The 939-nt window shown below is 33.2% G+C and carries 2 protein-coding genes; one reads left to right on the top strand and one right to left on the bottom strand.

The annotated features are described in order from the left end of the window. On the bottom strand, positions 1–245 hold a 245-nt coding region (locus tag ACFILO_RS09520), incomplete at its 3' end, for a hypothetical protein (RefSeq protein ID WP_375678216.1). A gap of 105 nt (positions 246–350) precedes the next feature. Between ACFILO_RS09520 and ACFILO_RS09515 the strand changes: the two genes are divergently transcribed. Then, a complete protein-coding gene (locus tag ACFILO_RS09515) occupies positions 351–683 on the top strand; it encodes a hypothetical protein (RefSeq protein WP_375626997.1) in 333 nt (110 codons plus the stop codon). Positions 684–939: the final 256 nt, after the last annotated feature.

The raw sequence follows: 939 nt of genomic DNA, 5'->3' as shown, positions 1-939 counted from the left end.
TCTTGCATTAATCTCTGCAAGCGCTCGGGATAAAAAAAATCTTCTGGACGCAAATCTATCCCATGATCACGTGCGTAGTTCAAAAGCATAATTTGGTATTTAGCTGGAATGATGCCGCCTTTACCCTCTCGCTTTTCAAAGGGGTAAGTCCATTTATAAACAGCAGACACATGGCATTGAGAAATCAACGACACACGTTTTGCACCACCTAAATATTTTATAATCATAACTGCTGGAGTAATCATGTAATCCAAAATTTCTGTCATATATTTACGTATTACGCAAATATAAGCAAAATTTTCGTAATACGCAATATTGATTATTTAATAATTTTAAGAGAGAAAAATAAAATGGATTTTCAAAAGCTAATAAAAATGTGGATTAATGAAAAATTAAATGAAATGGGGCATGGAAGCCGTAAGGCTTTAGGGCAACATTTAGGATTGAGTCCATCATCTATTACGCGCTTATTATCGATTGATGACTCTGACTCTAAAGCCTACCGTGATATCACTGCAGAAGAGCTAGTGAAGCTACACAGTTTCTTTAAGGAGTATCCTCCGTATCCGGCTTTAAGCAAGATAGATCAAGATTTTTATGATCTATATTCGTCTTGCAATGAAGAAGAACGGAGGGCAGTTTTAGCGTTTCTTCATACTTTAATCGAATCAAAAAAGCGATAACTGCTGTTTTTTCTTCATTTGACAATTGTAAAAATTTTCTTTTGGCAGTCTTATAACCTTTCATAAAATCTCCAAATATCTATAAAAACACACTAATCTTTAGATGAATACTCATAAAATAATTTTCGTTATACGGTATTTTTATGTTGACATTACCGTAAAACGAAAATATATTCACTCCATATCTTAGAAAATAACTTTTGCCAATAGGCAGTATGGAGGCATTTGTGAATAAACCAGTGTTTATAAATTCTGA

Source organism: Bartonella sp. AP72JLCBS, assembly GCF_042195705.1.
Taxonomy (GTDB): domain Bacteria; phylum Pseudomonadota; class Alphaproteobacteria; order Rhizobiales; family Rhizobiaceae; genus Bartonella.
Note: the sequence above shows the minus strand (reverse complement) of the source record. Positions and strands in the feature narration are given on the sequence as shown.

Bases quoted from the DNA above. Each gene is read 5' to 3' on its own strand.
- ACFILO_RS09515 (WP_375626997.1), top strand. From the start codon at position 351: ATGGATTTTCAAAAGCTAATAAAAATGTGGATTAATGAAAAATTAAAT.